Source organism: Tsukamurella sp. DT100 (assembly GCF_049844855.1).
Classification (GTDB): Bacteria; Actinomycetota; Actinomycetes; order Mycobacteriales; family Mycobacteriaceae; genus Tsukamurella.
In genome coordinates this window covers 198,377-221,537 of record NZ_JBNCLV010000001.1, presented here as the reverse complement: position 1 = coordinate 221,537, position 23,161 = coordinate 198,377, and the positions used below count along the sequence as shown (strand labels likewise).

The 23,161-nt window shown below is 71.1% G+C and carries 21 protein-coding genes; 14 read left to right on the top strand and 7 right to left on the bottom strand.

Going from position 1 to position 23,161, the window contains the following annotated elements; genetic code table 11:
* Positions 1 to 40 precede the first annotated feature (40 nt).
* Positions 41 to 412, bottom strand: a complete 372-nt coding sequence (locus ACLQ3K_RS01090) for a TA system antitoxin ParD family protein (RefSeq protein WP_336671321.1) — start codon at positions 410 to 412, stop codon at positions 41 to 43.
* Between the two features lie 102 nt (positions 413 to 514).
* The gene (locus tag ACLQ3K_RS01085; protein WP_425996358.1) at positions 515 to 1,033 is read right to left on the bottom strand and encodes a DUF4352 domain-containing protein; all 519 of its coding nucleotides are present in this window, start codon (positions 1,031 to 1,033) and stop codon (positions 515 to 517) included.
* A gap of 488 nt (positions 1,034 to 1,521) precedes the next feature.
* Between ACLQ3K_RS01085 and ACLQ3K_RS01080 the strand changes: the two genes are divergently transcribed.
* Together ACLQ3K_RS01080 and ACLQ3K_RS01075 are read left to right on the top strand one after the other, a co-directional pair.
* On the top strand, positions 1,522 to 3,393 hold the full coding sequence (locus ACLQ3K_RS01080) for a DNA/RNA helicase domain-containing protein (RefSeq protein ID WP_425996356.1): 1,872 nt from the start codon (positions 1,522 to 1,524) through the stop codon (positions 3,391 to 3,393).
* Between the two features lie 93 nt (positions 3,394 to 3,486).
* Positions 3,487 to 4,410, top strand: a complete 924-nt coding sequence (locus ACLQ3K_RS01075) for an HNH endonuclease (protein ID WP_425996354.1) — start codon at positions 3,487 to 3,489, stop codon at positions 4,408 to 4,410.
* Between the two features lie 95 nt (positions 4,411 to 4,505).
* Here ACLQ3K_RS01075 and ACLQ3K_RS01070 read toward each other — a convergent pair whose 3' ends face one another.
* Positions 4,506 to 5,399 (bottom strand): intradiol ring-cleavage dioxygenase, encoded by an 894-nt coding sequence (locus ACLQ3K_RS01070; RefSeq protein ID WP_425996352.1) that lies wholly within the window; start codon positions 5,397 to 5,399, stop codon positions 4,506 to 4,508.
* Between the two features lie 31 nt (positions 5,400 to 5,430).
* Positions 5,431 to 5,871 carry an HD domain-containing protein gene (locus tag ACLQ3K_RS01065; protein WP_425996350.1) on the bottom strand — a complete coding sequence of 147 codons (441 nt, stop codon included), beginning with the start codon at positions 5,869 to 5,871 and terminating at the stop codon, positions 5,431 to 5,433.
* A 111-nt stretch (positions 5,872 to 5,982) separates the two neighbouring features.
* On the opposite strand from ACLQ3K_RS01065, the gene ACLQ3K_RS01060 reads away from it, so the two are divergent.
* The 9 genes from ACLQ3K_RS01060 to ACLQ3K_RS01020 all read left to right on the top strand — a co-directional run bounded on the left by ACLQ3K_RS01060 (position 5,983) and on the right by ACLQ3K_RS01020 (position 16,929).
* Entirely contained in the window at positions 5,983 to 6,672 is a 690-nt protein-coding gene (locus ACLQ3K_RS01060) for a hypothetical protein (protein WP_425996348.1), read from the top strand.
* Positions 6,673 to 6,734: 62 nt separating this feature from the next.
* Positions 6,735 to 8,390, top strand: coding sequence for a long-chain fatty acid--CoA ligase (locus ACLQ3K_RS01055; RefSeq protein WP_425996345.1), 1,656 nt, complete (start codon positions 6,735 to 6,737; stop codon positions 8,388 to 8,390).
* Between the two features lie 59 nt (positions 8,391 to 8,449).
* Positions 8,450 to 9,655 (top strand): MucR family transcriptional regulator, encoded by a 1,206-nt coding sequence (locus ACLQ3K_RS01050; protein WP_425996343.1) that lies wholly within the window; start codon positions 8,450 to 8,452, stop codon positions 9,653 to 9,655.
* 65 nt (positions 9,656 to 9,720) lie between these two features.
* Positions 9,721 to 10,071, top strand: coding sequence for a hypothetical protein (locus ACLQ3K_RS01045; RefSeq protein ID WP_425996341.1), 351 nt, complete (start codon positions 9,721 to 9,723; stop codon positions 10,069 to 10,071).
* Positions 10,072 to 10,124: 53 nt separating this feature from the next.
* Complete coding sequence (gene uvrC, locus ACLQ3K_RS01040) at positions 10,125 to 12,128, top strand: excinuclease ABC subunit UvrC (RefSeq protein WP_224646670.1); 2,004 nt, start codon at positions 10,125 to 10,127, stop codon at positions 12,126 to 12,128.
* Entirely contained in the window at positions 12,125 to 13,192 is a 1,068-nt protein-coding gene (locus ACLQ3K_RS01035) for an SLC13 family permease (protein ID WP_425996339.1), read from the top strand. The genes uvrC and ACLQ3K_RS01035 overlap by 4 nt, the downstream gene beginning before the upstream one ends.
* Positions 13,193 to 13,298: 106 nt before the next feature.
* The gene (locus ACLQ3K_RS01030; protein ID WP_425996337.1) at positions 13,299 to 14,345 is read left to right on the top strand and encodes an iron ABC transporter substrate-binding protein; all 1,047 of its coding nucleotides are present in this window, start codon (positions 13,299 to 13,301) and stop codon (positions 14,343 to 14,345) included.
* Positions 14,342 to 15,871, top strand: coding sequence for an ABC transporter permease (locus ACLQ3K_RS01025; protein WP_425997111.1), 1,530 nt, complete (start codon positions 14,342 to 14,344; stop codon positions 15,869 to 15,871). Before ACLQ3K_RS01030 ends, ACLQ3K_RS01025 begins: the two co-directional genes overlap by 4 nt.
* The gene (locus ACLQ3K_RS01020; RefSeq protein WP_425996334.1) at positions 15,868 to 16,929 is read left to right on the top strand and encodes an ABC transporter ATP-binding protein; all 1,062 of its coding nucleotides are present in this window, start codon (positions 15,868 to 15,870) and stop codon (positions 16,927 to 16,929) included. The genes ACLQ3K_RS01025 and ACLQ3K_RS01020 overlap by 4 nt, the downstream gene beginning before the upstream one ends.
* Here the strand turns inward: ACLQ3K_RS01020 and ACLQ3K_RS01015 are convergent.
* From ACLQ3K_RS01015 to ACLQ3K_RS01005, 3 genes are all read right to left on the bottom strand, one after another.
* Positions 16,920 to 17,504 (bottom strand): DUF6928 family protein, encoded by a 585-nt coding sequence (locus ACLQ3K_RS01015; protein ID WP_425996332.1) that lies wholly within the window; start codon positions 17,502 to 17,504, stop codon positions 16,920 to 16,922. The two genes, ACLQ3K_RS01020 and ACLQ3K_RS01015, sit on opposite strands and share 10 nt — an antisense overlap.
* A 66-nt stretch (positions 17,505 to 17,570) precedes the next feature.
* Positions 17,571 to 19,544: a gamma-glutamyltransferase gene (gene ggt / locus ACLQ3K_RS01010; protein WP_425996330.1), complete on the bottom strand. Its 1,974-nt coding sequence runs from the start codon at positions 19,542 to 19,544 to the stop codon at positions 17,571 to 17,573.
* 74 nt (positions 19,545 to 19,618) lie between these two features.
* Entirely contained in the window at positions 19,619 to 20,092 is a 474-nt protein-coding gene (locus ACLQ3K_RS01005) for a M15 family metallopeptidase (protein WP_425996328.1), read from the bottom strand.
* A gap of 184 nt (positions 20,093 to 20,276) precedes the next feature.
* On the opposite strand from ACLQ3K_RS01005, the gene rapZ reads away from it, so the two are divergent.
* The 3 genes from rapZ (at position 20,277) to whiA (ending at position 23,135) form a co-directional block, all read left to right on the top strand.
* Entirely contained in the window at positions 20,277 to 21,134 is an 858-nt protein-coding gene (gene rapZ / locus ACLQ3K_RS01000; RefSeq protein ID WP_425997109.1) for an RNase adapter RapZ, read from the top strand.
* Positions 21,131 to 22,093, top strand: a complete 963-nt coding sequence (locus tag ACLQ3K_RS00995) for a gluconeogenesis factor YvcK family protein (RefSeq protein ID WP_224646660.1) — start codon at positions 21,131 to 21,133, stop codon at positions 22,091 to 22,093. The genes rapZ and ACLQ3K_RS00995 overlap by 4 nt, the downstream gene beginning before the upstream one ends.
* 64 nt (positions 22,094 to 22,157) lie before the next feature.
* Positions 22,158 to 23,135 (top strand): DNA-binding protein WhiA, encoded by a 978-nt coding sequence (whiA, locus tag ACLQ3K_RS00990; RefSeq protein ID WP_224646723.1) that lies wholly within the window; start codon positions 22,158 to 22,160, stop codon positions 23,133 to 23,135.
* Positions 23,136 to 23,161: the final 26 nt, after the last annotated feature.

Below are 23,161 nucleotides of genomic sequence, written 5' to 3'. Positions count from 1 at the left end.
ATTTTCGTTGGCTCGGCAGCGTCGACGCGGATGACCATTGTCAATCGTCCGAAAGGACGACCTCCGTGCCATCGGGGTGGTGTTCGACGAGGCGGCCCTGGTCGTCCAGGACAACTGTGACGACTCCCTCCGCGGCCAAGATCTCGCCGAAATCGGTCTCGTGCAGCTTCTGCTGGAGTTCCATTCGGAAGAGTGCGCCGTACAGCCGCGCTTCTTCGCGGGTGAGAGCACTGATGGGAACGGTTCCAGCACGAGCAGACTCGACACGGCGTCGTGAGGGAGTGTCGTGCGTTATCTCTCGACCGATCCTGACCCAATGATCGATCTGGTCGGCAACGGATCGGCCACGTCGAGCGGCTTCGGCGTGGGCGTGTTCGACGATGTCGTCGGCGATTCGGACTGTGTGCGACATCGTGGTTCTCCTCCGTCGACCAGATCGATGCGATAACACAATGCTAGGCGCCGTCGTGGCGCTCCGGCCACCGCCGAGACGGTGGTCCGGAGCTCCTGTCGACTACTTCAGGGCGACCGTCGCGCCGCCGGAGAACATCGAGTCATGCAGCTCGATGGTGGCGGGCTCGGCGTCCTTGGGCATGTCGAAGACGACCTTGATCTGCACCGTGTTGCCGGGGTTGATGTTGTCCCACACCGGCACGTCGGAGTCGCCGAGCGCGATCTGCGCCATGGAGTCCGATTCGAACGAGCGGCCCTGCGCATCCTTGACCTTCTGCGACGACGGGCTGAAGTCCTGCGGTTTGGTGCCGATGTTCTTCACCGTCATCGCGACGACCACGAACTGGCCCTGGGCCTTCTTCGCGAGATACGGGTTGTCGCCCACCTCGGCGAGCCCGGGCTGGACACCGGTCACCACGAACTCGAACTTCCCGTCGCGGACGGGGGTGTTCAGGCCCACGGCCTTCGGGTCCGCCTTCTCGGTGGCGGCAATGCCGGCCGTGGTGCCGCCGGCGGCGGTCGCCTCGTCCTTGTCGCCGCCGCCGGTCGCGACCGAGATGACACCCAGGAAGGCGATCACCGCGAGCACGATCCACGGCCACTTGCGCTTCTTCTTGGGGGGGAGCGGGCGGAGCGCCGTAGGGCGCGGGCTGGCCCGGGTACGGCTGGCCGGCGTAGGGCTGACCGGGCTGCTCGGGCTGGCCGGGCTGCAGCGGGAAGGGCTGCTGAGGCATGACGAATCCTCGATTCTTGGGATCTGTGAAGTCGACCTGAGGCGGGAAGTGCCTCACGTCGTGAGTGGAGCCCTCGGCTCCGTTGGATCAGGCCGACGGTGCGCGGACCGCGCCCGTCAGAAGTGATGACTGTTAGTTCAAGTCAGAATGCTTGTGCGTGTGGTCATTTCATCCTCCCCAGGACCTGATGGAAGGAGCATCGCACCGCCCACTGACAAGTTTCTGCTGGCGGTCTTCGGCATCGCGGTAGTCTCAGGTCAGCGGTTCGACGGAACTCCCGCCCAGGGCAGATCCCCTCCGCACGATCATTCGTGCTGCCCTGGGGGATTCTGGCGTGACGTTGTTGCGGGTCACCGCGAACCGACTGCTCGAGGAGTACACCTCGGAGTCGCTCGTGGAGAAGCTGCTGGAGCGCATGTTGTTCGAACGCGGAATCACCGTCGCCCGCGCCGAGCAGCGGTCGTGGGGGAACAGCCTCCCGTCGTTCGCCGCGGACCTGCGGCACGGTGGCCTCGGCGACGTCGAGATGCTGATCGAGTACAAGCTGCCGCTGTCCTCGCGACGCGCCGACGTCGTGCTCGCGGGTGTCCACCCCGAGACGGGCGCACCGTCGTACGTGGTGGTCGAGCTGAAGCAGTGGTCGTCCGCTGCCTTGTTCGAGGACGATCCGGGCATGGTGACCGTCCCGCACCTCGGTGGTCCGGTGCTACACCCTGTCGCCCAGGTGGCCGGCTATTGCGAGTACATCGGGGACTTCGCCCGAGCGTTGCGCGGTCAGGATGATCCGCTGGCAGGTATCGCGTACCTGCACAACGTCCACGATCCCGGCGAAGTCGCCGACCTCAGTGCCTACCCCGCAACGGCTGAGGGGCGTCTGTTCACCGGGGCTGACACCGACGCCATGCTCGCGTACCTCCGCACTCGGCTCAAGCCCGGTGCGCCGTCCGGCTACGCAGCCGATGCCCTGCTGAACTCGCCCGCCGCACCGTCGCAGCAACTGCTCGCGGTCGCTGCGGAGGAGGTGCGCGAGCGGCAGGTCTTCCACCTGATCGGCAACCAGAAGCTCGCGGTCGACCTGGTGCTGCACGACGTGGAGCGGGCCCGGGCAGCCGATACGAAGCGGGTGCTCGTGGTGACGGGCGGCCCAGGAAGCGGCAAGAGCGCGATCGCACTCGCCCTGCTCGGTGACCTGGCCCGACGGGGTCGGACGGTGCTGCACGCCACCGGGTCCCGGTCGTTCACCACGACCCTGCGCCAGGTCGCGGGTGCCCGGGCACCCCGGGTCAAAGCGATGTTCAAGTATTTCAACCAGTTCGTCACCGCTGACCGCAACGGGCTCGACGTGCTCATCCTCGATGAGGCGCACCGGATCCGAGAGACCTCTGCCAACAGGTACACGCGCGCGGCCGACCGGACCGGGCGTCCGCAGGTGGACGAGCTCATCGCAGCCGCTCGAGTTCCGCTGTTCCTGCTCGACGAGCACCAGGTGGTGCGCCCCGGAGAACTGGGTTCGCTGCCTCAGATCCGTGCCTACGCCGCCTCGCTCGGACTCGAGACGTTGCACATCGCGCTCGACGACCAGTTCCGCTGCGGGGGAAGTGAACGGTACGTCGAATGGGTACTGGACCTCGTCGGACTCGGTGAGCGGGCGCCGTGGACATGGACGGGATACGACGGCTTCGAGGTGCGGATCGCGGAGACGCCGTGGGACTTCGAGCGGATCCTCGGCGAGCAGCGGGACAAGGGCTACTCCGCGCGTATGACCGCCGGCTATTGCTGGCCGTGGAGCGATCCCACACCCGAACGGACGCTGGTACCCGATGTCGTGATCGACGATTGGGCCAGGCCGTGGAACTCCAAGTCTGACCGACGGATGGGCGACGTTCCGCCCTCGCAGCTGTGGGCCACCGAGGACGGCGGCTTCGGGCAGGTCGGATGCGTGTACACGGCGCAGGGCTTCGAATACGACTGGAGTGGCGTAATCCTCGGGCCGGATCTCGTCTGGCGCGACGGCCGATTCGCCGTGCGCCGTGCTGAGAATCGCGATCCCAGCCTCAAGTCGAAAAAGAACCTCACGGACGTGCGGTTCGACCTGCTGATCCGCAACACCTACAAGGTGCTGCTCACCCGCGGCATGGTCGGCACCGTCCTGTACTCGACCGACGAAGAGACCCGCGAAGCGCTCCGGCGCCTCGTGCAGCAGTAGCAATGAAACGAGCTCGGCCCGACAGGCTTCCGTTTGAGGACATGCCTCCACCCGACGCGAACCCTGAAGGGCGCACGGGCGATGGCAGTATGGGTGATTTCGGTGATCGCAGACCGACCCGGCAACATTCCGCAAGCGGTCGCGAACGGCTTCTGGGACATGACGAGTAACCAGAAGATCATGCCGGGAGACGACCTGATCTTCTGGCAGCTCGGTGGCCCGGGCGCGGACCCCGGACCCAGAGTGCTCGGAGTCGCGACGAGTGTTCCGACTCTGATCCGGCCCGGAGACCCCTCCGGGAACTGGGGGCAGCCGGACGAGCGGGTCTACACGCACAGGTTCACCTTCGACGTGGTGACGGACGAGGTCACCCAGGGCCTCCTGTGGGGAGCGGTACAGGTAGCCATGGAGAAGCGGCTGCCTCAACGTGCGGTGGTAGAGATTCACCAGACGGCCGCGATCGACCTTGTCCTGGCGCAGTTCACGCCTAGCTGGAGCGTCATTGATCGCTCCGTTTCGGTATCGCCGAAGCAGCAACATTCGCTCTACGAGGACCGCCGGAGGTTCGCAATGCAGCGTCTCGCGATCCGGCAAGGACAGCAGGCGTTCCGCGCGGAGCTCATGCGGGCATACGGCCGGCAGTGCGCGTTCTCCCGTACGACGACCGAGATTGTGCTTGAGGCGGCGCACATCCACTGCTATCGAGGGCAGCACAGCAATCTGGTGTCGAACGGGATTCTCCTTCGTTCCGACCTGCACTCGCTGTTCGATGCGCTTCTGATCGCGGTGGATAGCGCGTACCGAATTCGGGTGTCTCCGCTGGTCACCGAGACTCGCTATCGCGATCTCGACTATCGACGGATGGATCTGCCCTCCGACCCGGCGGCGTGGCCGTCGCCGGATGGTCTTGCTGACCACTGGAGGGACTGTAAATCCCTTATCGCCAGGGAGTTCCGGGCTCTTGGCGTCACTCCGCCTCAATCAGGTTCTTCGGCGGCGCAGGCGAGGCAAGTATGAGCGGGGCCACTCGCCGATTCAGCAGAAGATCACGACCGTTGCGCCCTTCGCGGTCACTGTTGAGCCGACCCACCTGATGTAGACGCACCGCCGCGCTACCGCGGGCGACCGCCGGGTGCGGTCCGCGTGTCGACACCCACCGGGAGCGAGACCCGGTAGCCGGCGCGTATGTCACCGGCGACGGTCGCCGACTGATGCTCGGCGCTGTCCTCACGGAAGACGCTGTCGGAGGCCAGCGAGACGCGACTGAAGGTCCGGATTGACGACTCGTAGCCGGAAGTGGCGTACACCGTGTCGCAGACCTCCTCCGGGAAGGCGAGCTGCGAGGTGGCGATGGCCTTCGCTGCGTCGGTGATGTCGGCCCGGTCGCGGTAGACCTCGAAATGGACGTGCGGCCAACGGCCCTCGTAGCACGCGGGGAAGACGCTGGTGAAGCGCACGACGCCGGCCGCATCGGCGATCTGTACGCCGCGAAAGCAGTTCTGGTCCGTCGCGCCCGCGGTGTAGAGCGAATAGCGGCCCTCGCGGTCGCAGTGCCACACGTAGACGGCGGCGCCGGCGAAGGGCGCACCGTCGCGCGCGAGATCGCGCACCGTCAGCTCGAGCGTGACCGGCACGCCCTCCGCGGTGCCGGACATCGCGCCGAAGCTCGACCGGATGTCGCTGCGCACCACGCCGTCGAGCTCCAGCACGTCGGGCCCGTTCGACCCGTCGCCCGGGTACGGGCCCGCCGTCTCCTCGGGGATCTCAGCGAGAGTCCCCGGAGTCGGAACCGCACCGGCCGAGGTCGTCGAAGCCGCGGCCGACGATGGCGATCCGGCCGGGGAACTCGTTCCGCACGCGGCCACGCCGAGCCCGAGCGTGCCGATCCCGAGGAGGGACAGCATCCGGCGACGGGTGGTCATCGTGCCGAGATCGAACCCGAGGCCCTGGTCGACGAGTTCCTCGTCCTGGCGAGGCAGGTCACGGCCCTCATAGGTGCGGCGCACGATTTTCCTCTCGTCCGGGACGTGAGCGAGCCTATCCGCCCGCGGGCGTCTCGAGGGCAGCGATCGCCGCGGCGTACTTGGCGCGCAGCCGCTCCTGCGTCGCGGGATCCAGGAGCGCGAGCCGCTGCGGATCGGTGTTGTCCGCGATGTCGGCGCGCTTCACCGCGAGGGCGATCGGGTCGGCGCGGATCGCCGCGTAGTAGGCCTCGCTCGGTACGTCGGCGCGGCGGGTGAGCAGATCGACCGCCCGCACGACCGGCGCGGGGATCCCGGCCGAAGCGAGCTCGTGGGCCGTCACGCTCGTGTCCTCCAGGACGTCGTGCAGCAGCGCGGCGGCGCGGTTCTCCGCGGTCTGCGGCGTCACCAGTCCCGCGACGCGACGCGGGTGGGTGATGTAGTCGTTGCCGGCCTTGTCGGTCTGTCCCGCGTGCGCGGCCTCCGCGAGGGAATCGGCGATCGCATCGATGGTCATGGGTCCTCCTCCGGGTACGGCACCAGCGTCGCACGACCCACCGACAGAACCGGAAGACCGAACCTGTCGGTGCTCGGCGCTAGCGTTCGGACATCGTCGAAGGGGGCACCGATGTCGGACCTGGAGCCACTGCTCACCGCGCAGATCGTCCCGCCCGAACGGGCGGCGGACTTCCTGCGCGCCATGGACATCGAGATCGAGGACCTGTACGCCGCGGTGGCGGCGGGGGAGCGGGCCGCGGGGGCGCTCGACCACTTCGCCCCGCCCATGGCGCCGGGCTTCGTGCGCTGGGTCGAACTCGTCGCGGAGCTGCGCCGGCGGCTCGCGGCGACGGAACGATGGTTCCCGGACAACAGGCGCGGCCAGCCCGCCAGCCGCCACATCGCCAGCCGCCGCACGCTCGCGGTGATGAGCGGCGACGCGGCCACCGGCAGCGCCGGGTCCATACACGGACCGCACGTCGTCCGGCGCAAGGGGATGGCCACCGCCGACTCCTTCCGGCCCGACGAGGTGCTGTTCCCGCTCTCGGCCCTCCGCCCCGCGGCCCGGTCCGGCGGTGCGCTCGCCGGCACCTGGGTGCTCCTCTACTGCGACGACGGCGCCGCGGTTCGCCTGGAGGTCTCCCAGCCGTCCGGCTTCGACGAGGACTCTGGGCAGTTCACGGGCTGGATGGTGCGGGTCCTCCTCGACGACTGGCGCCCGGGCGACCGGCGGCCCGGCGACCGGCGGGGCCCGGAATCGGGACTCGAGTCGGGGCTCGGCGCCGCGACGGACCTGCAACTGTTCCGGTCGGTCGCCTGAGCCGTCCCGTGAGCTGGCCGAAACCGGGCCGCGCACCGTCGGCCATGCGGTACGCATGCCCTATGACCGAGCGGATCCTGCCCCTGGCCTCCACGATGCAAGACGAGCACCTGTCGCTGGCGACGCTGCTCCGCCACGCCACCACCTGGTACGCGGACGCCGGCGAGGTCGCCACGTGGACACCCGAGAAGACCACCCGGATGAGCTTCGGCGAGCTGGGGCGCGAGGCCGCGCGGCTCGCGAACGCGCTGACGGCGCTGGGCGTCGTCCCGGGCGATCGCGTCGGCACCTTCCAGTGGAACAACAACGAGCACATGACGGCGTACGTCGCGATCCCCGCGATGGGCAGCGTCCTGCACACCATCAACATCCGGCTCTTCCCGGACCAGATCACCTACATCGCCAACCACGCCGCCGACCGCGTGATCATCACCGACGGCAGCCTGATTCCGCAGCTCAACGCCGCGATCGGCGGCATGACCACCATCGAGCACGTGATCGTGGTGGACGGGAACAAGGACGAGGTGGAGGCACCGTCGGGCGTGCAGCTGCACGACTACCGCGACCTGCTCGACGCGCAGGCCGACGAGTACGACTGGCCCGAGATCGACGAACGCGCGGCGGCGGCCGCCTGCTACACCTCGGGCACCACCGGCGACCCCAAGGGCGTCATGTACAGCCACCGCAGCATCTGGCTCCACTCCACCGCGGTGTGCGCGAGCTACGGCCTCGGCATGGGCCCGAACGACACCGTGCTGCCGATCGTGCCGATGTTCCACGCCATGAGCTGGGGCACGCCGTTCGGGGCGCTCATGTCGGGCGCCTCGCTGATCCTGCCGGACCGCTACCTGCAGCCGGAGCCGATGGCCCGCCTCCTCGCCGAGGAGAGGCCGACCATCTCCGCCGCGGTGCCGGCGGTGTGGATCGGCATCGTCAACCACCTGGACGCGCACCCCCAGGACATCAGCCATCTGCGACACATCGCGTGCGGCGGGTCGGCGGTCCCGCTGAGCCTCGCGAAGGCCCTCGATCGGCACGGCGTGCAGGTGGTCCAGGCCTGGGGCATGACGGAGACCTCGCCGCTCGCGAGCATCGCGTGGCCGCCGCGCGGCGTGACGGGCGAGGAGGCCTGGGCCTACCGGAACACGCAGGGCAGGTTCTTCCCGGGCGTCCAGGGCCGTCTGGTCGACGACCTCGGCGAGGTCGTCCCGGCGGGCGGGGAGCAGGGCGAGGTGCAGGTCCGCGGGCCCTGGGTCACCGGCAGCTACTACAGCCCGGAGGGGTCCGAGCCCGTCGGCGCCGACAAGTTCGAGGGCGGGTGGCTGCGCACCGGCGACATCGGCAAGCTCACAGCGGACGGCTACGTGACCCTCGTCGACCGCTCGAAGGACGTCATCAAGTCCGGCGGCGAGTGGATCAGCTCGGTCGAGCTCGAGAACGAGGTGATGGCGCACCCGGCGGTGCTCGAGGCGGTGGCGATCGGCGTGCCCGACCCCAAGTGGGACGAGCGCCCGCTGGTGGCGGTCGTGCTCCAGCCGGGCGCCGAGGTCACCATCGTTGAGCTGCAGGAACACCTCGGCGGCAAGTTCGCGAAGTGGCAGATCCCCGACAACTGGGCCTTCATCGCGGAGGTCCCGAAGACCTCCGTCGGCAAGTTCGACAAGAAGGTCCTGCGGGCGCAGCACGCCGCAGGAGACCTGTCCGTCGTCCACGAATAAGGAACCGGACGGGCGTGTCAGAACATCTGGGGTTGACACGATGATGCATTCTGAAAGGCATGCCCGAGCAGTCTCACGATCCGCGCTGGGTCGCCGCTGCTAATTGGGCGGCGGCCGGCGGCTTCGGCGTGGGCGCGATCGCGCAGCGCGAAGGAGTCACCCGGATCGATGCTCTGCTGGCCATCGCCGACGAGTGGATGAGGTTCCCCGACCTGTTCACCCGGCCGCCCGCCACCGTGCCGCCGGTCGGCGTCGAGCAGTGCCCCGAGTGCGGGATCTGGTTCTCGGACGTCGAGGCGCACCGGGTCGTGCACCGGCGGGGCCGTCAGCGCTCCACAACGCCCCGCCCTCGGCGCGCCAACCGGCAGCGGACCGTCGACCCGGCGCGGCAGAGCGGTCGACCCGTACGTCCACGTGCCTCTCCGAGCACCCTGGAAGGCTCGCTGGAGGCCCCGCCGCCGGGGCGGGGAGTCCCGTTGACCGAGCTGCCCCCGGACGCGCCCTGGGACAGCTGGGCGGAGGCGGCCAACTGGGCCGCCGCCAACGGCCTCGGTCCGAGCCGGCTCGCGGACCGGGTGGGCACCGACGCCGCGTCGGTGACGGTCGCGATCATCGACGCGTGGAGTCACGACCCCACGGCGTTCACCGTGCCCTCCGCCGTCAACGCCCCCGGCGGCGCGCTCAAACAGTGCCCGGCGTGCGGACTGTGGTTCGCGAGCGTCGACAACCACGTCGCGGCGCACGGTCGGATCAGCGGGCGGCGACGGGGCTCGACCCGCACGCAGGCGCGGTGGGGAGCCCGGACCGAGCACGACGGGCACGCCGCCCCGCGCACCGCCTTCGAGCACGCGATGGAGCGCGAGGGGCTGCTCGACCACTACCTCGAACTGCGCCGATGCGTCCTCGAGCACCTGAGCCCGCCGCAGTTCCGCTCCCGCATCGACGCCACGGACCAGCGGGTCGCCGAGCTCTTGGAGCGGATGCCGGCGCACGGCGACTACGCCGACGCCCTCGGCGACCTGCTGCGCTCCCGCTCGGGACGGCTGGAGGACGATGGCGACCGGGTGCAGTGCCACCTGTGCGGCTTATGGATGGCGATGCTCGTCCCGCACCTCGGGGTGCACGACATCGACGCGGAGGCCTACCGCCGCCGGTTCGGCCTGGCCGCCGACGACCCGCTCGCCTCGCGCAGCATGGTCCCGCGGCGTCCCCGCGCGCCCCGTCGTCCTGCCGGGAGCGCGGTCGAGCCCACGGTGACCGCCTGACGAGTCCCAGCGAACGCCCAGGTCGTCCCCCGCTCGCGCGCAGGACGGGCGGTCACCCTTCTCGTATGACCACGATGAAGAAGATGATCGGATCCACGCTCCTGGGTGCCACCGCGATCGGCGGCCTCGCCACCGTCGGCGCCGGCGCCGCGGCCGCAACGCCGAACCCCGGCCAGCCCGGTGCCCCGGGTGTCGGGCAGGGCGCGCGCCCCGCCGCGAAGCCCGCGCCGAAGCCTGCCGCCCGGCCGGCGCCGAACCAGGTGCCCCGCCAGGTCGCACCGCGGCCGAACGGGCAGAACCCGAACTGGCGGCCCGGACCGGTGTACCGCGAGGGCGCCTGGCACACCCCGGTCTGGGATCAGGGCCGCAATCACTGGGGCTTCTGGCTCGGCCCGATCTGGATCCCCATCGGCTGACCTCCGCCCCGCCCGCGCCCGAACCTGTCGGCCACCCGTCCTAATCTGGACGGGTGGCCGATCCGCAGAGTTACCGTCCCGCACCGGGCACCATCCCCACGCAGCCCGGCGTGTACAAGTTCCGGGACAAGCACGGCCGCGTCATCTACGTCGGCAAGGCGAAGTCGCTGCGCAGCCGCCTCAACTCCTACTTCGCCGACGTCTTCGGCCTGCACCCGCGGACCTACCAGATGGTCACCACCGCCGCGTCCGTCGAATGGACCGTGGTGGGCACCGAGGTCGAGGCGCTGCAGCTCGAATACAACTGGATCAAGGAGTTCGACCCGCAGTTCAACGTCCGCTACCGGGACGACAAGACGTACCCGATGCTCGCGGTCACCCTCAACGAGGAGTACCCGCGGCTGTACGTCTACCGCGGCCCCCGGCGCAAGGGCGTGCGCTACTTCGGCCCCTACAGCCACGCCTGGGCCATCCGCGAGACCCTCGACCTGCTCCTGCGGGTCTTCCCCGCCCGCACCTGCTCGGCGGGGGTCTTCAAGCGGCACAACCAGATGGGCCGCCCGTGCCTGCTGGGCTACATCGACAAGTGCTCCGCGCCGTGCGTCGGGCGGGTCACCGCCGCGGAGCACCGGCAGATCGTCGAGGACTTCTGCGACTTCCTCGCCGGCAAGACCGACAACCTCGTCAAACAGCTCGAGAATGACATGCTCGCCGCCAGCGAGGACCTGGACTTCGAGCGCGCCGCGCGGCTGCGCGACGACGTGGCGGCCCTGCGCAAGGCCGTCGAGAAGCAGGCCGTGGTGCTCGGCGACGGCACCGACGCCGATGTCATCGCCTTCTCCGCCGACGAGCTCGAGGCCGCCGTCCAGATCTTCCACGTCCGCGGCGGCCGCGTCCGCGGCCAGCGCGGCTGGGTGGTCGAGAAGCCGGGCGACGCGGAGCAGAACGAGCACGCCGAGCTGCTGGAGCAGTTCGTCACCCAGTTCTACGGCGAGGAGGTCGAGCGCGCCGAGCAGTCGGGCGACGGCGCGGTCAATCCCGTGCCGCGCGAGGTCCTCGTGCCGGTGCTGCCGGACGATGCGGACGAGCTGCAGGACTGGCTGTCGGGGCTCCGCGGCGCCCGGGTGTCCTTGCGCATCCCGCAGCGCGGCGACAAGCGCACCCTCATGGAGACGGTGGAGCGCAACGCCGTCGAGGCGCTGCACCAGCACAAGCTCAAGCGCTCGGGCGACCTCACGGCCCGCTCGGCGGCGCTGCAGGGCCTGCAGGACGCGCTGGACCTCGACGAGGCGCCGCTGCGCATCGAGTGCGTCGACATCAGCCACATCCAGGGCTCCGACGTGGTGGCCTCGCTGGTGGTCTTCGAGGACGGCCTGGCGAAGAAGTCCGACTACCGGCACTACGGGATCAAGGAGGCCGCGGGCGACGGCCACAGCGACGACGTCGCGTCCATCGCCGAGGTCACCCGTCGCCGCTTCCTGCGCCACCGCGCGGACGCCCGGCAGACCGAGGACGCCGGCGGCGCGGAGGCAGGGCAGCAGGGCGACGACAACGGGGGAGATCTCGCCCCGGAGGCCGCGCTCGACCCGCAGACGGGGCGCCCGCGCCGGTTCGCGTACCCGCCCAACCTCTTCGTGGTCGACGGTGGCGCGCCGCAGGCCGCCGCCGCGCAGGAGGTGCTGGACGAACTGGGCGTCACCGACGTGGCCGTGGTGGGCCTCGCGAAGCGGCTCGAGGAGGTGTGGGTCCCCGGCGACGAGGACCCGGTGATCCTTCCCCGCAGCTCGGATGCGCTGTTCCTGCTGCAGCGGGTGCGCGACGAGGCGCACCGGTTCGCCATCTCCTTCCACCGCAGCAAGCGGTCCAAGCGGATGACCGCGAGCGCGCTCGACGCGATCCCCGGCCTCGGCGACACCCGCAAGACCGCGCTGCTGCAGCACTTCGGTTCGGTGACCAAGCTCCGCGAGGCCAGCCTCGAGGAGATCGTGGAGGTGCCCGGAATCGGGATGACCACCGCCCGCACCGTGCTCGACGGCCTGCGCACCGACGGCGCGTGAACGCGGCCGACGTGGCGGCGCAGGTCGCGCCGGTTCTCGTCTTCCTTCTCGCGATCACCGTGGTCGCCGAGATCGCGCAGCTGGCAGGGGTGTTCGACGCCCTCGGCGTGCTCGCGGCGCGCCTCGGCCGGGGCCGGGTGCCGCTCATGTGGCTGTGCACGGTTGCGGCCGCCTGCGCGGCGACGATCGTGCTGAGCCTCGACACCACCGCGGTGCTGCTGACACCCGTCGTGCTGGCCGCGGCGTCGCGACTCGGGCTGGCGCCCCTGCCCTTCGCGATGACCACGGTCTGGCTCGCGAACACGGCCTCGCTACTGCTGCCGGTCTCGAACCTCACCAACCTGCTCGCCGTCTACCACCTCGACGGCGGCGTGCGGGCGTACGTCGCGCTGTCCTGGCGGCCCGCGATCGCGGCGATCGCGGTCACCGTCGTCGTGCTGTGGCTGCTGCACCGCCGGGACCTGCGCGGCCGGTACGAGATCCCCGACTTCGAGGCGCCCGCCGATCGGGTCCTGTTCGGCGTCGCCGCGGCCGTCTGCCTCGCCCTGGGGCCGGCCTTCGCGCTCGGTGTCCCGCCCGCCGCGGCGTCGACGGTGGCCGCGCTCGTCCTGGCCGGGGCGGTGGCCGTTCGCGCGCCGGAGCGGCTCCGCGAGATCGTGGTGCCGTGGCGGATGGTGCTGATCCTGGCGGCCGTCTTCGCCGGGGTGCAGGTGCTCCTCGTGGTGGGCCTCGAGGGTGTTCTGCGCGACGTCGCGGGGGCGGGCACGGCACCGTCGGACCTGCTGCGGGTGGCGGGCGTCGGGGCCCTGGCCGCGAACGGAGTGAACAACCTGCCCGCGTACCTGGCCCTCGAACCGGTCGCCGACGGCGATCCCGTACGCCTCATGGCGCTGCTCATCGGGGTGGGGGTGGCGCCGATCGTGACGCTGTGGGCCTCGCTGGCGACGCTGCTCTGGCGGGAGCGGTGCGCACGCGCGGGAGTGCGGATCTCCGCCCGCCGGTTCGCGTTCCACGGCCTGCTGCTCGCCGTTCCCGCGACGGTCGTCGCGGTTCTGGTTCTCTGACGCGTCAGGTATGTCCGGTTGCTCCCCATCTCGGCGGGCTTAGTGTAGCGTCGCCTTACTCTCGCCCGTCGTGAGTGATTTCGTTGCTCAAGAAAAGGATTCGACGATGTCGTTGCGCAAGCGCTCCACTCTGGCCGCCGCCCTGGTGGCGGTGGCCTCCCTCACGATCACGGCCTGCGGGTCGAGCGGCGACGGTGCGGCACCGTCGAGCTCGGGCTCGGCGGGCGGCGAGCTGACGCTCTACAACGCCCAGCACGACACCCTCGCCAAGGAGTGGGTGGAGAAGTTCACCGCGGAGACCGGCATCAAGGTCACGATCCGCCAGGGCAAGGATTCCGAACTGGCGCAGCAGATCATCGCCGAGGGCGAGCGCTCGCCCGCCGACGTCTTCCTCACCGAGAACTCGCCCGCGATGACCCAGGTCGAGAACAAGGGCCTGTTCGCCGACGTCGACCCGGCGACGCTCGCGCAGGTGAACAACGGCCTCAAGCCGTCCACGGGCAAGTGGACGGGCATCGCGGCTCGCTCGACGGTGCTCGTCTACGACAAGCGCAAGGTGACGCCCGAGCAGCTCCCGAAGTCGATGGCCGACCTCGCGACGCCGGAGTGGAAGGGCCGCTGGAGCGCGTCGCCGTCCGGCGCGGACTTCCAGGCGATCGTCTCGGCCTACCTGCAGCTCAAGGGCGAGCAGGCCACGAAGGACTGGCTGAAGGCGATGAAGGAGAACGCCAAGGAGTACAAGGGCAACGGCGCCGCGATGAAGGCCGTCAACGCCGGCGAGGTCGACACCGCCCTCATCTACCACTACTACTTCTACGGCGACCAGGCGAAGACCGGCGAGAACTCGGGCAACGTGGGCACCCACTACTTCAAGAACCAGGACGCGGGCGCCTTCGTCTCGATCTCCGGCGGCGGCGTGCTGAAGTCGTCGAAGAAGCAGGCGCAGGCCCAGCAGCTGCTCAAGTTCATCACCTCCAAGGCGGGCCAGGAGGTGCTCGAGAAGGGCACGTCCTTCGAGTACCCGGTGGCCTCCGGCGTCCCGGCCAACGCGAAGCTCGTCCCGATGGCGGACCTGCAGGCGCCGACCGTCGACCCGGCCACCCTCAACGGCCCGCAGGTCGTGACCCTGATGACCGAGGCGGGCCTGCTCTGAGGCTGCTCACCCTCGCGGCCGCCGCCATCGCGGCGGTCGCGGCGGTGCCGCTGGGCTTCGTCGTCTACACGACGATCGACACCGGCTGGGCGGAATCCGTCCGGCTCGTCTTCCGGCCCCGCGTCGCCGAGCTCCTCATCAACACCGTGCTTCTCACGGTGATCGCGGTGCCGCTCAGCGTGATCCTCGGCGTCGGCGGCGCTTGGCTGGTCGAGCGGACCACGCTCTGGGGCCGCCGGGCGTGGTCGCTGCTCCTTGCGGCGCCGCTCGCGATACCCGCGTTCGTCGGCAGCTACGGCTGGGTCTCGGCGATCCCGTCGCTCGGCGGACTGTGGTCGGGCGTGCTGATCGCGGTGCTGTTCTACTACCCGCTCGTCTACATCCCGGTCGCGGCGGCGCTGAGCCGGCTCGACCCCGCGCTCGAGGAGTCCGCGGCCGCGCTCGGCCTCGGGCGGTGGGCGGTCTTCGCGCGGGTGGTGCTCCCACAGTTGCGGCTCGCCGCCCTGGGCGGCGCGGTGCTCGTGGCGCTGCACCTGCTCGCCGAGTACGGCGCCTTCGCCATGATCCGGTTCGACACCTTCACCACTGCGATCATGGTCCAGTACCAGTCGACCTTCAACGGGGCCGCGGGGTCGATGCTCGCCGGGGTGCTGGCGCTGCTGTGCCTGCTCCTGCTCGTCGCCGAGGTCGCCGCCCGCGGCCGCGCTAGGTACGCCCGGGTGGGGTCGGGCGCGGTCGCGACGCCGGAGCGGATCCCGTTGGGCGGCTACCAGGCCGGCGCACAGGTCGCGCTCCTGGCGCTCGTCGGGGCCGCCCTCGGGCTCCCGCTGTGGTTCGTCGTCCGCTGGACCGTGCGCGGGGCCGCGCAGACGGTGCCGGCCGACCTCCTCGAGGCGCTCGGCACGTCGCTCGGCTACGGCGCGGCGACCGCCGTCCTCACCGTCGCCGCCGCCTTCCCGCTCGCGTACCTCGCCGTGCGCCGGCCGAACCGCATCACCCGGACGCTCGAGGCCTCGACCTACGTCAGCAGCGCGATGCCCGGCATCGTCATCGGCCTGGCGCTGGTCACCGTCTCGATCCGGGCGGTACCGGACCTGTACCAGAGCGCGACGGTGCTGATCCTCGCCTACGTGCTGCTCTTCCTGCCGCGCGCCGCCGTGGGCCTGCGGGCGGGCCTGGCCCAGGCGCCGGTCTCGCTGGAGGAGGCGGCCCGCGCCCTCGGCGCGCCGCCCCCGATCGCCTTCGCGCGCATCACCCTCCGCCTCACCGCGCCCGCGTCGGCGGCGGGCGCGGCCCTCGTCTTCCTCGCCGTCACCAACGAACTGACGGCGACGCTGATCCTGGCGCCCAACGGAACCCGCACCCTCGCGACCGAGTTCTGGGCGCGCAGCAGCGAGATCGACTATCCCGGCGCCGCGCCCTACGCCATGGCGATGGTGCTCCTGTCGCTGCCCACCACCTACCTGCTGTTCCGCCAGTCCCGACGGGCCGCCGGACGCACCACCCGGACGAGAGGAGCCGCATGAGCGCCGAACTCGCCCTGCGCGGTCTCACCAAGCGCTACGGCGCCGACACCGTGCTGCGCGACGTCGACCTGACGGTGGCGGCGGGCTCGATCACCGCCGTCGTCGGGCCCTCCGGTTCCGGGAAGACGACGCTGCTCCGGCTCGTCGCGGGCTTCGCTCGGCCCGACGCCGGGAGCGTTCGGCTCGGCGACCGCGAGCTCGCCTCGGACACCGCGTGGGTCGCCGCGCACCGGCGGGGCGTCGGCTACGTCGCGCAGGACGGCGCGCTCTTCCCGCATCTCTCGGTCGCGCGCAACATCGCCTTCGGTCTCGGTGCCTCGCTGCCCGTACGCCGGCGCGCCGCGGCCGGACGGGTCGCGGAGTTGTTGGAGACGGTCTCGCTGGATCCCGCTCTGGCCCGGCGCTATCCGCACGAGCTGTCCGGCGGTCAGCAGCAGCGCGTGGCGCTGGCGCGGGCGCTGGCCGGGGCGCCGCGGATCATGCTCCTGGACGAATCCTTCTCCGCTCTCGACGCGGGCCTCCGGGTCGCGACCCGCGCCGCCGTCGCCGAGGTGCTCGGCGCGACTGGCATCACGACGGTGCTGGTCACCCACGACCAGTCCGAGGCGCTGTCCTTCGCCGACCAGGTCGCGGTGCTCCGCGGCGGTGCCCTGGAACAGGTCGGTCCGCCGGCGCGGGTCTACGCGCGGCCCGCCTCAGAGTCCGTCGCGCGGTTCCTCGGCGACGTCGTCGTGCTCGACGGTGCGCTCGACGGCGCGGTGGCCGAGACGGTGCTGGGGCGGATCCCCGTCGCCGGGACCGACGGTGCCGCCCCGCGCGGGTCAGTGCCACTCCTGTTGCGCCCCGAGCAGATCCGGATCGCGGGGGAGGGTGTGCCCGCCACCGTCATCCGGGTCGAGTTCTTCGGTCCGGACGCCACCGTGGAGCTGAGTCTCGCCGACGGGACCGGCATCGAGATCCGACACCCCAGCACCGAGCTGCCCGCGCCCGGCGCGGAAGTGCGGCTGCAGGTGGTGGGGGAGGCCGTGATCCTCGAATCGCCCGCGGCTCAGCGGTAGACGAGGAGCGGCACCGTCGCCGGATCGATGTTGTCCGCGGAGTACGGACCTTCGTAGCAGTACCCGAGGCGGTCGAGGATGGCGTTCTCGGTGATCCAGCCGAAATCGTCGTCCTCACCGTGGAGGTCGCGTTCGAACGGCAGCCTTCCGCCCTCGTCGACGATCACCCCGTCGTCACTCGAGCCGGCGAACGACCGGATCAGTTCTCCGCCGCGCCAGGCGGCGAAGCATCCCATGTCGACGACGGAATGGAGTACGAACACGTCCGCGTCGTAGTCGTCGATCAGCGCCACGCCCCAGCCCTCGACGGTCTGCTCGAACCAGGACAGCACGTCGTCGCTGGCGACGATGACGAGGTCGCCGTAGACCGCCACCGCGATCTCGCCGTCCTTCGGGTAGACGTCGACCGAGAGATCACCTGTCCGGTGCGATCGACGCGATCGGCCCCAGGAACGCTTGCCGAGGACCGCGGTCGCCAAGGCGTCGCTCGCGTCGACGTCCAGCGGCGGCAGGTTCCGAAGGCTTTCCGCCGGATCGGATCGGCACGCGATGACGAAGTTGCACTTCATTCCCATGCCGAGATCGTAAGCGCGGCGCCTTGCGTGGCGCTTGGACCGGGCCAGTGAGCTCCGGGGTTCGGATCAGCTGCCGCCGAGCACGACCCCCTCGCGGCGCGGATCGACGCCGCCCGCGTAGACGTCGCCCTGCTTGACGATCGCCGAGAGCCCCGACACCTGTGGCGCGAGGTTGAGCTGGTGGCCGAGCGCCTGGAGCTGCTCGACGACCTTGCGCCCCTCGTCGGTGTTGAGCGTCGGGTGCGCGCTGTCCACGTTCGTCTTCGCCGTGTTCGCCGCGCCGAAGTTCGCGACGCCGACGGCCTGCTGCGGGTTCAGCTTCCAGTCGGTGAGGCCGATGATCGTCTTGATCACGTACTGGATGATGACCGCGCCGCCGGGGGAGCCCAGCGCGCCGATCGCGTCGCCGCGCGCGCCGTCCGCGCCGCGGCCGAACAGGATCGTCGGCGACATCGAGCTGCGCGGGCGCTTGTTCGGCTGCACCCGGTTCGCCACCGGCAGGCCCGCGGAATCGGCGGGCTCCGCGGAGAAGTCGGTGAGTTGGTTGTTCAGCAGGAAGCCGTCGACCATGTGGTACGAGCCGAAAGCCGACTCGATCGTGGTGGTCATCGACGCGACGTTGCCGGCCTTGTCGAGCACGGTGATGTGGCTGGTGCCGTGTTCGGGCGTCGTCGTGACGCCGGGTGTGGCGGTGGCGAACTCGCCGGGCTTCGCGGTGCCCATGGTCTTGTTCCGGTCGATGAGCTTGGCGCGGCCCTCGAGATAGGCGGGATCCACCAGAGCGGCGGGGGAGCCGCCGGGCAGCGGGATGAAGTCGGGATCGGCGATGTACTTGTCGCGGTCCGCGTAGGCGAGGCGCTCGGCCTCGGAGATCAGGTGGATGGCCTCCGCGGTGGGGATGCCGCCGTCGGGTCCGGGGTCGCCGCCGTGCACCGCGTCGGGCCCGAGCTTCGACAGGTCGAAGGAGTTGAGGATGCCTAGCGCCTGCGCCACGGTGATCCCGCCCGACGAGGGTGCGGGCATGCCGCACAGCTCGCGGTCGCGATAGGGCGTGCACACCGCCTCGCGGGTCTTCACGGCGTACTGCTCGAGGTCCTGCACCGTCATCGTCCCGGCCGTGCGGCCGCCGGTGGTGTCGCGCACGGAGGCGACGATCGCCTCGGCGATCGGCCCGGTGTAGAAGGCCTTGGCGCCCTCGGAGGCGATGGCGCCCAGGGTCTTCGCGTACGCCGGGTTGGTGAGCTTGACGCCGGCCTTCTTCGGCGCACCGTCGGGCTCGAGGAAGTACGCCCGGAGGTCGGCGTCGTTGGCGAAGTTCTTCGCCTCGTCGGCGATCGCGCCGGCGAGGCGCGGGCTGATCTCGAAGCCGTCGTCGGCGATCCTCACCGCGGGGTCGAAGAGCTCGCGCCACGTCTTGCTGCCGTGCTCCCCGTGAACGGCCTCCAGCAGCCGCAGCGCGCCGGGGACGCCGACGGCGCGCCCGGACGAGCGGGCGTCGGGCTGGGGTGCCGTCCGGTCCTCGGGGGAGACCCACCGGAGGTAGTTCTCGTCGGCGCTCGCGGGCGCCGTCTCGCGACCGTCGTACGCCTGCACCTTCTTCGACTTCGCGTCGTAGTACAGCAGGAAGGCGCCGCCGGCGATGCCGGAGGACTGTGGCTCGACGAGGCCGAGCACCGTCTGCGCCGCCACGAGCGCGTCGGCCGCGCTGCCGCCCTGCTCGAGCACCTCGCACGCCGCCTTCGTGGCGATCGGGTTCGCGGTGGCCACGCCGTAGTCCTTGGTGTGCGTGACGGGCAGGCCGGAGCGGTACCCGGACGCGCCCTCCGGATTGGTGCTGATGTCGCGCGGCCCGGTCGGCGACGCCGTGGCCGAGGGCCGGTACATCGTGCCCGTCGGGCTGGTGGCGTCGCATCCGCCCGCCGCGATCGTCACGGACGACGGTGCGCCGGAGGGGCCACCGTCCGATCCGGACGTCCCGCACGCGGTGAGCGTGAGGGGAATGACGAATGCGGCCGCGGCCGCCGACCTGAGACGGAGCATGACGTCCTCCACGAGAATCGGGTCATCGAAACCTAACACCGGCCCGTGAGCCGCGCGAAGGGTTCGGCGAGACGTCAGCGGTAGGAGGCGTCGGGCACCGTCGGCGGGCAGGCTCCGCCCGGGGAGGCGACGAGTTCGAAGTGCCACCACTCGTTGTCGAAGGTGTGGCACAGGCCCCACCGGTTCCCGTTCGCCTGCAGCCACGCGGCGCCCTGCCACGGGCCGACGTCGACCGCCTCGCCGCCGACGTGCGTGGACTCGGCGGGCGGGAGCACCCAGCGGCGCGCGGCCGCGGGCGAGCCGTATCGGGCGAGGCCGTCCTCCCACAGCCACTGCTGCTGGTCCCACGAGCGCTTGCCCGACGTGATGCTGAGCACCACGCCGTTCGCGGCGGCGGCGCGGTACGCCGCCGAGTAGGCCTCCGCGAGGGCCGGATCGAGACCCGCGGTGCCGGGCACCGTGTCCGCCGACGCCGCGGGAGCCACCAGCACGGACGCCGCCACGGCGAGGGCTGCGGCGGTCACGGAGGCGGCGCGGGAGACGGACACGACGACGACTCTAGGCGGTCGGCGATCCCGGTGAACGGGCCGCCGAGACCACCGCGGGAAACGGCCGCGATGGCTAGGCTGACGGGGTACCGACGACCGAGGAGGAGGGTCCGTGCGCCCGACCGGGAATCCGGACGACCGAGCCGAGGAGCGGACCGTCGGCGAACACCGCAGCGACGGCCCCATGGACGTGCTCCTGGTGACCGGCCTGTCCGGCGCCGGCCGCGGCACGGCGGCCAAGGTGCTGGAGGACCTCGGCTGGTACGTCGCCGACAACCTGCCGCCCGCGCTGATCAGCAACATGGTGGACATCTCGCTGGCCGACGAGTCGCGGATCCATCGGCTGTGCATCGTGACCGACGTGCGCAGCCGCACCTTCACGGGCGACTTCGCGAACATCCGGCGGGAGTTGGCGGAGAAGGACATCGAGCCCCGCGTGCTGTTCCTCGATGCCTCCGACGAGACCCTCATCCGCCGGTTCGAGCAGGTGCGCCGCAAGCACCCGCTGCAGGGCAGCGGCACGCTCGCCGAGGGCATCGCCGCGGAGCGCCGCATCCTGCAGCCCATCCGGTCGACCGCGGACCTCGTCCTCGAAACCTCCACCCTCTCCGTGGCCCGGCTGCGCGAGACGATCGAGAATTCCTTCCGCACGCTCCGCTCCGGCACCATCACCGTCACCGTCGAGTCCTTCGGCTTCAAGAACGGCATCCTGCTGGACGCCGACATGGTGCTCGACGTGCGCTTCCTCCCGAATCCGTTCTGGGTGCCGGAGCTGCGCCCGCTCAACGGGCTCACCGAGGAGGTCTCGGGGTACGTGCTGGGGCAGCCCGGGGCGTCCGACTTCCTCGACACCTACGCGCAGCTGCTCGACCCGCTGCTCGCCGGGTACCGGCGCGAGGGCAAGACCTACCTCACAGTGGGCATCGGCTGCACCGGCGGCAAGCACCGCAGCGTCGCGATGACCGAGGAGCTGGTGCGCCGGCTCGCGGGCCGGCCGGGCATCGAAGTCCGTGCCGCGCACCGGGATCTGGGGCTCGAATGACGGCCCTCAAACTGGCCTCCCTCGGCGGCGGCCACGGACTGTTCGCGACCCTGCGCGCGGGCCGCGCCCTGGGCGCGGAGATCACCGCCATCGTGACCGTGGCCGACGACGGGGGATCCTCCGGCCGCTTGCGGAGCGAGCTCGGCATCATCCCGCCCGGCGATCTGCGCATGGCGCTGGCGGCCCTCATGCCCGACGACGACCGCGGTGAGTTCTGGGCCGGGATCCTGCAGCACCGCTTCGGCGGGGGCGGCGCGATGGCCGGGCACCCCGTCGGGAACCTGCTGCTGGCCGGGCTCTGCGAGGTCCTGGGTGACCCCGTCGACGCCCTGGACGCGATCGCCGACCGGTTCGGCGTTCAGGGCCGGGTGTTGCCGATGGTGCCGGGGCCCTTGCGGATCGAGGCCGACGTGACCGGGCTCGAGGACGACCCCAGACTGTCCCGCGTGATCCGCGGGCAGGTCGCCGTGGCCGTGACGCCGGGCCAGGTGCGCCGCGTCCGGCTGCTGCCCCCGCACCCCGAGGCGTGCGCCGACGCGGTCGAGGCGATCCTCGCCGCCGACGTCGTGACGCTCGGCCCCGGCTCGTGGTTCAGCTCCGTCATCCCGCACGTCCTCGTGCCCGAGCAGGTGGACGCGCTGCGGCGCACGTCGGCCCGTCGGGTGCTGATCCTGAACCTGGCTCCCGAGCCCGAGGAGACCGGGGGCTACTCGCCCGAGCGGCACCTGCACGTGCTCGCGGCCCACGCCGACGGGTTGCGGTTCGACGACGTCCTCGTCGACGCCCGGACGGTGCCCCCGGGCACCGAGCGCGAGCACCTCATCCGCGCCACCGCGCTGCTGGGTGCGACGCCCCACTTCGTGGACGTCGGCGTCCCCGGGACGCACCAGCACGACCCCGAGGCACTGGCAGCCGCGATCGCGAAAGTGGCCTACAGTGAACTCTCGGACCGCGAATAGTCAACCTTTCCCGTTTCCCCATCCGATGTAGTCGACGTTTCCCTAGGAGGGTCCAGCTGTGGCGCTGACATCCCAGGTCAAGGACGAGCTGAGCAGGCTGTCCATCACCCAGGTGAGTGCGCGCCGCGCCGAGGTCGCCTCGTTGCTGCGGTTCGCGGGCGGCCTCCACATCCAGGGCGGCCGCGTGATCGTCGAGGCCGAGGTCGACACGGGGATCACCGCCCGGCGGCTCCGCAAGGAGATCCTCGACCTGTACGGCTACAACTCGGACGTGCACGTGCTCAGCGCGGGCGGCCTGCGCAAGGCGGCGCGCTACATCGTCCGGGTGGTCAAGGACGGGGAGGCGCTCGCGCGGCAGACGGGGCTGCTCGACATGCGCGGCCGGCCCGTCGTCGGGCTGCCCTCGCAGATCGTCGGCGGCTCGGTGCACGACGCCGAGGCCGCGTGGCGCGGCGCCTTCCTGGCGCACGGCTCGCTCACCGAGCCCGGCCGCTCCAGCGCGCTCGAGGTCTCCTGCCCGGGCCCCGAGGTGGCGCTCGCGCTCGTGGGCTGTGCGCGCCGGCTCGGCGTGACCGCCAAGGCCCGCGAGGTGCGCGGCGCCGACCGCGTCGTCGTCCGCGACGGCGAGGCCATCGGCGCGCTGCTCACCCGCATGGGTGCCAACGACACCCGCCTCGTCTGGGAGGAGCGCCGCATGCGGCGCGAGGTCCGGGCGACGGCGAACCGCCTCGCCAACTTCGACGACGCCAACCTCCGCCGCTCCGCCCGGGCCGCCGTCGCGGCCGCCGCGCGCGTCGAGCGGGCGCTCGAGATCCTGGGCGCCGACGTGCCCGACCACCTGGCGCAGGCGGGCTCGCTGCGCGTGCAGCACCGTCAGGCGTCCCTCGAGGAACTGGGGCAGCTCGCCGACCCGCCCATGACCAAGGACGCCGTGGCGGGACGGATCCGCCGCCTGCTGTCCATGGCGGACAAGCGCGCCGCCACCGACGGGGTGCCGGACACCGAGTCCGCGGTCACCGCGGACATGCTCGACGAGGGCTGAGCGTCTCTGTAACGCCGAGCGCGCGG